This is a genomic window from Paraburkholderia tagetis (assembly GCF_022213065.1).
Lineage (GTDB): Bacteria > Pseudomonadota > Gammaproteobacteria > Burkholderiales > Burkholderiaceae > Paraburkholderia > Paraburkholderia tagetis.
Window position 1 is genome coordinate 1 of record NZ_JAKLJA010000099.1, and the last position, 4,961, is coordinate 4,961.

At 56.8% G+C, this 4,961-nt stretch carries 2 protein-coding genes and 1 pseudogene; all 3 read left to right on the forward strand.

Going from position 1 to position 4,961, the window contains the following annotated elements; all coding sequences use genetic code 11:
* Window positions 1–179 precede the first annotated feature (179 nt).
* Window positions 180–2,642 carry a type VI secretion system Vgr family protein gene (locus L5014_RS38245; protein WP_238469048.1) on the forward strand — a complete coding sequence of 821 codons (2,463 nt, stop codon included), beginning with the start codon at window positions 180–182 and terminating at the stop codon, window positions 2,640–2,642.
* Window positions 2,643–2,678: 36 nt separating this feature from the next.
* The gene (locus tag L5014_RS38250; protein ID WP_238469049.1) at window positions 2,679–4,469 is read left to right on the forward strand and encodes a GPI inositol-deacylase; all 1,791 of its coding nucleotides are present in this window, start codon (window positions 2,679–2,681) and stop codon (window positions 4,467–4,469) included.
* Window positions 4,466–4,961 (forward strand): annotated as a pseudogene (locus L5014_RS38255) (hypothetical protein); the annotation flags it as partial. The gene L5014_RS38250 and the pseudogene L5014_RS38255, both read left to right, overlap by 4 nt.

A 4,961-nucleotide genomic window follows, 5' to 3' on the forward strand; every position in this document is an offset into this window, starting at 1 on the left:
AACTGACCACCCGCGTCACTGCTTAAGTGCTCGCTTCCGTGTGGAACGAGCGCTCGCGTGTTCGTGGAAAACCTGCTCGGCTACGCGTGGAATCCGCGCTCGGGTGTCGTGGAATACGCACGAAGTCATCGTTCTAGAATAAAAATTCCAAAGCAGTGTTATCAGATGGGAAATAAAAAATGGCAAACCTGTATGACGAAACAAGGGAGTTTGTATCCAACCTGACGGCGATATTCGGAAGGCAAGCATATTTTCTGGAGGTGCCAGGCACCGATAGCGCAGCGCAGTTATCGGTGGTTTCATTCGAAGCCAGCGAGAGGATGGGCGAGCCGAGCGTTGTACGGGTCGTGATGACCCATCCGCGGGAGCTTGCTCGCGCCGACTATCTGAGCCGGGATGCCGTCTTCAGGATCGTGCCGGACGATGGTGTGCAAAAGAGGTTTTCGGGGTACATCGAGCGCTTCTCGACAGTGCAGACCACCAAGGATTTCAGGAAGTACGAGATTGTTCTGAAATCCCATATCGGCCGGCTTGCGGCGGTTAGCAATACGCAGATTTATCAGCATCAGACGACGCCCGAGATCATGGCGTCGATACTGCGCCGTCATGGTCTGCGGGAACATCAGTTTTCTTTCCGCCTCCGCAAGCGCTACTCCAAACACCTCTTTCGTTTCCAGTACAGGATCGACGATCTGGCCTACTTGCAGATGCTCATGCAGAAGTCGGGCATCTACAGCTATATCGTGGAGACGGAGCACGGCGATCAGGTGGTTTTCGGTGACGATATCGATCACTACATTTACGACCCTCAGTTGATCGTGCCGTACCGCGAGGCAGCGGGCCTGGAATCGGGTGGGGTGGAGGCCGTCACGTCCATCAAGACGCACACGGAGACAGTGCCACAGTCGTTCGTGGTCGCGGACTATAACCCGGAAAGCGCCTGGGAAAGGTTTAAAGACAGCGCCAATATTGCGCCCGACGATCCCACCACCTATGGCCAGCCATATATCTATGGAACGCATCACCTCGACCAGCAGGGTGCCAGGTGGGAGGCGCAATTGCGTCACGAAGCAGCTATCGCCAGGCAGGTGGTGTATGAAGGCGAGAGCAACGTGCTTGCGCTGCAATGCGCACGCGTGCTGGAGATGGATGTTGCCCTGCCCGACGCGCCGAAGGGGCAGGTGATCGTCGAGATCACGCACAGCGGTGCGCGCGATAAATCCTATACCAACACCTACCAGGCCATCCCTGCCGACCGGCGCTTCCGGCTCGAAATGAAACCGGAAACCTGGCCCAAAATAGCCGGAACGCTCAGCGCACGTATTTGCAGTCCTGATAAATACACCTATGGCTATCTGAGTTCTGTCGGCTATTACGTGGTGCGCTTCGACGTGGATTTCGCGGACTGGCCGAAGGGCGGTGAAAGTGTGCCGTTGCGTCTGGCGAAACCCTTTGCCGGCAAGTTGCAGACCGGTATGCACTTCGTCGCGCTCGACAATGACGAGGCCGTGATTTCATTCCGGGACGGGGACCCTGATAAGCCGGAAATTTGCGGCTTCCATCACCATAGCCAGGCCCGCGATCTGGTGACGAACGACCGCCGCTGGCTTTCGCGCAACATGATCCGCACGCAGAGCAACAACAAGCTGCGCATGGAGGACTGGGCGGGTCAGGAGGGGATCAAGCTCAGTACGGAGCACTCGGGAAAGTCGCAACTGAATCTCGGGTATCTCGTCAATCAAAAGCTCGAATACAGAGGGGAAGGGTTTGAGCTGAGGACGTCGGGTTATGGTGTAAGCCGCGCAGGTAAAGGCCTGCATTTGACGGCCTACGATCGCCCGGGTGCGAGCGGCAAGCAGCTCGACATGCAGGAGACCATTGCGCAGCTCGAGAGTGCGCTGGAACTCGCAAGGTCGCTGGCTGCCTCGGCTTCTAGTGCGTTGGCTGTCCCCGCCGACACTGATGCACAACGGCAGGCCAAAGACGATCTGGATGGGCTAAAGAAGCCTGGGCTGCTTATGAGTACACCCGCTTCGGCAGCCGTGGTAGCGGGCGGCGGCGTCCAGATCGCGGCACAGGAAAGCCTTTCTGCGTCCGTTGGCAAGAACGTCGACATGAGCGCGCTGAAACGATTCACGGTCGCGGCTGGCGAACTGGTGTCGATGTTCGCCGAGAGACTTGGAATGAGGTTCGTGGCAGCAAAAGGAAAAGTGCAGATTCAGGCGCAGAGCGATGAGATGATCTTGCAGTCCGACAAGAACATGACAATCAGTAGCGCGAACGGATGCGTCGTGATCGAGGCGAAACGCGAGCTCCTGCTCAAGTGCGGCGGATCATACCTACGCTTGTCCTCGACGGGTATCGAAGACGGTACACGCGGTGACCGGACTATCAAGTCCACCTCCATTAGCCGGCAGGGGCCAGCTTCGCTAGCCGAATCCATGAATGGCTGGAAGCATGCGGATTTCGCGGATGCCTATGTTGTGCGCAATCCGTCTACTGGCGAGCCGCTTGCGAACGCAGCGATTGAGTTGATACGTGGGGATGGTACGAAGCTGAAGTCGGTAACCGACGCAGCAGGAAAGACGCCACTCCAGAAAAGCCTCTTCGTTGAGGGCGTGCGGATTGTCACGTTGGACTGAACGGTGTCTGAGATAGAAACGGTCAATAAATGAATCATGAGTGATACCTCTCCTGTTTTTCATCACAGCATAGTCGACGAGAGCGGCGATCAATACGCGACGGCTACGCTTACACCAGCAGATGACTCGCGCGAAAAAATCGTTCTTTCGAAGCCGTACATCATCCCCGTAGTGTTCCTGCCTGGCATCATGGGCACGAATCTGCGCAAGAAGGATGGCAAGAAGCCGGTATGGCAACCGCCGAACGCCGATCTGCGTGGAGCATTGGACATGATTGCCCAGCTATTCAGCTATGTGGCAAAGACGACAAAGGATCGCACCAAGGAACTGAAGACCAGTCAGGCGGAGATCGACCCAGGCGGCCCGATTGACGCAGGCGAGAGCGGTCTGCCGAAGAACGTGCTGGTGGCGCGTGGCTGGGGCACGCTGATGCGCTCGTCCTACCACCCATTCATGGCGCAATTGCAGCATCAGCTCAATGCGCTGGCGCAGTTCGATTTCACGCGCTGCGAAGCCGACCTGAAGGAGTGGGCCGAAAAATACGGTCATGACGAGCCGGCAAAGTGGGGTGCTTCCGATGGCGAGCCGCTGACGCGGGAGGAGATCCTGCACGCGGCGAATTACCAGTTCGATGTATGGGCGGGCGGCTATAACTGGCTGCAAAGCAACCGTGACTCAGGTGCGGCGATTCGCGAACTGATCGAGAACACCATCCTGCCTTATTACAACGAGGGCAAGCCGGTGGTTGTTGACGCGCCAGATGGCAATGGCGGTAACCAGTGCACAATCCGGCGCAGGAAGCCCAATCGCCCACTGGCGGAGAAGGTGATTGTTGTTACGCATTCGATGGGCGGACTGGTGAGCCGTGCGCTCACCGAGATTCATCAGTGTGAGAAGGTGATGGGGGTTTCCCACGGCGTCCAGCCCGCCACTGGCGCCCCTGCCACGTACAAGCGTATGCGGGCGGGCTTCGAAGGGGCGGCGAAGCTCTTTCTTGGGCGCCATGCCGCAGATGTGGTGGCGATTCTTTCGCAGGCGCCGGGCGGACTGGAGTTGTTGCCGACCGCGGATTACAACGATGGGCAGCCGTGGCTGAAGGTGCGGGAAAAGGGCCGGGGTACGGACAGGCCTGGAGCGGAGATTCTGGCGTTGCCGATGGGCGGTGATCCCTATAACGAGATCTACCTGTCGCCTGCATGGTATGGCTTGGTGCCGGACAGCAATCTGGGGTTGATGAGTCCGGGGAGCGAGGAGGCAGATCAAGTTGGATCTGGTAGAAGTGGCCAACGTGGCGAGTTGAACGCCGTGATTGATGAGGTCAGGGAATTTCACGAATCCATCGAAAAGAAATACAAGAGTCCGACCTACGCGCACTACGGGGCGCAGGGAGTGCGGGGTCAGCCAGCGAAGGAGCACGACGGCCTGTTCGGCACAAGCCTGATGGAAACAGGTGATCTGTTCACCTGGGGAGAAGTCGCTTGGGAGGGCGTCGGGGTAGGCAGTATTGACCCGTTAAAGATTAGCGTTTCCCGGGACGATGGCAAGGGTACGCTGATAACGACATCCGGTATCAGTTTGACGCTCAGCATTCCAGATTGCCCCGGGGATGGCACCGTACCAAGTTACTCGGGTGCTGCGCCGGGAAAAGCGGGAATAGCGGGCAGCTTTGTGCATGGTCAAGGCAATGCTGGCCAGTGCAATGAATATTTCTGCTATGACCATCAGGGCAGCTATGGCGACAAGCACCAGCGGTCGCTTTACGCCACGATGTACGCAATTGTCAAGATCGCGCAGCAGGCGCAATGGCATAAAAAGGAATCCGCATGAAACCAGATTGGAAAACTCACGCAATCGGACGTCACCTTGTCGATGTTCCGGCGAGCGCAAAACTCGTGGAGAGTTGGGACTATGACAAAGATTCGCTTGAGCTTCTTGCGCCAAGCGATGATGCTCAATTTGCTCGTCTTGTTTCCCAGCGAGAGGCACAGCTGAAGAGCAAGATTCAGAGATCGGGAAAACCAGCTTTTGCTGAGAGTGTACCGCTGGCCAATGGATCGATTTCCATCTTTTCGTGGAGATTATCAGAGGATAAAGGTATTTATATGACAGACACTTATTTCAGGGCGGGGAGCCGCGTTATTCGCTATCAGAGCGACGCGATTCCCATAGCCAATAGGGAGAAAGCCATAGCTTTTTACAAACGCTGCAGTGAGAAATGGCGGGAAATTCCTAAAGACCAGTTACCTGAAGGAATTGGTTTTGTCGTGAGTGACACGATCCTCGCAGACGATTTCCGCAACTACGAGAGCTGGAATCTGC